The sequence below is a fragment of the Methylobacterium indicum genome, assembly GCF_001043895.1.
GTDB lineage: Bacteria > Pseudomonadota > Alphaproteobacteria > Rhizobiales > Beijerinckiaceae > Methylobacterium > Methylobacterium indicum.
Genome location: NZ_JTHF01000477.1, coordinates 1 through 881 on the forward strand (window position 1 = coordinate 1; position 881 = coordinate 881).

At 72.3% G+C, this 881-nt stretch carries 1 protein-coding gene and 1 pseudogene; both read right to left on the bottom strand.

Going from position 1 to position 881, the window contains the following annotated elements; all coding sequences use genetic code 11:
• Nucleotides 1-23: 23 nt before the first annotated feature.
• Entirely contained in the window at nucleotides 24-344 is a 321-nt protein-coding gene (locus tag QR78_RS31590) for a YbaB/EbfC family nucleoid-associated protein (RefSeq protein ID WP_048431602.1), read from the bottom strand.
• A 67-nt stretch (nucleotides 345-411) separates the two neighbouring features.
• A pseudogene (locus QR78_RS31595) lies at nucleotides 412-881 on the bottom strand (DNA polymerase III subunit gamma/tau); the annotation flags it as partial.

An 881-nucleotide genomic window follows, 5' to 3' on the forward strand; every position in this document is an offset into this window, starting at 1 on the left:
CCCACAAGGGGGAGGGGAGGAAGCTAGAACGGCAGCTTCATGCCCGGCGGCAGCGGCAGGCCCTTGGTCAGGTCCTGCATCCGCTCCTGGGCGGCCCGCTCGGCCTTGGCCTTGGCGTCGTTGAGGGCGGCGACGATCAGGTCCTCGAGGATCTCCTTCTCGTCCGGCACCAGCAGCGCGGGATCGAGGGTGAGGCCCTTCACGTCGCCCTTCGCGGTCATCGTCACCGAGACCGAGCCGCCGCCCGACGCGCCCGTGACCTGGACGCCGTCGAGCTCGGACTGAAGGTCGGCCATCTTCTGCTGCATGGCCTGGGCCTGCTTCATCAGTCCCATGATGTCCATGGCGGCGTCCTCGCGGTGTGTGAGAGAAGTTCGTCGAACAGGATGTGGGGCGCCGAGGGCCCGCCGGCTACAGGTCCGGGTCGTCGGAATCCGGCGGCGGGACGTCGTCGGGCTCCGCCGGGTCGGCGGCCTTGTCGCGCACGTCGACGATCTGGGCGCCCGGGAAGCTCTTGAGCACCGCCTGGACCAGCGGGTGGCTCGCGGCGCCCTGGTGGCGGCTCGCGACCGCGGCCTTGGCCCGGGCGTCGAGCGTCGCCTCGCCGGTCTCGTGCGACAGGGCCACCACCCAGCGCCGGCCGGTCCAGGCATGGAGGGCGTTGGCGAGGTCGGTGGCGAGCGTCGCCCGTCCGCCCTCGGCGAGGCGAAGCTCGATCCGGCCGTCCTCGAACCGCACCAGATGCGCGTCGCGCTCCAGCGCCATCTTGAGGCCGATGTCGCGGCGCTCGTCGGCGAGCGCCACCACGTCCTCGAACCGGCGCAGAAGCGGGCCGGATTCGGCCTTCGGTGCCGGGGTGGCCTTGGGGGCGGGAGCAGGCT

Bases quoted from the DNA above. Each gene is read 5' to 3' on its own strand.
- QR78_RS31590 (WP_048431602.1), bottom strand. From the start codon at position 344: ATGGACATCATGGGACTGATGAAGCAGGCCCAGGCCATGCAGCAGAAG.